Annotated in this window: 1 pseudogene; it reads left to right on the top strand. The window is 58.2% G+C overall.

What is annotated here, in order from left to right:
• Positions 1 to 292, top strand: a pseudogene (gene tynA / locus RTW80_RS28670) (primary-amine oxidase); the annotation flags it as partial.

Genomic DNA, 292 nt, shown 5'->3' on the forward strand with positions numbered 1-292 from the left:
TGGCAGAACTGGGATTTTCATCTGAGCCTGGACTCACGCGTCGGCCCGATAATCTCCACCGTGACCTATAACGACAACGGCAAAAAGCGACAGGTGATGTATCAGGGATCGCTCGGCGGCATGATTGTGCCGTACGGCGACCCGGATATCGGCTGGTACTTTAAAGCCTACCTGGACTCCGGCGATTACGGCATGGGTACCCTGACCTCCCCGCTGGTGCGCGGCAAGGATGTTCCGTCTAACGCCGTGATGCTCAACGAAACCATCCCGGATTACACCGGCGCGCCAATGG

The organism is Escherichia sp. AM3 (assembly GCF_032029835.1).
GTDB classification, from domain to species: domain Bacteria; phylum Pseudomonadota; class Gammaproteobacteria; order Enterobacterales; family Enterobacteriaceae; genus Escherichia; species Escherichia coli.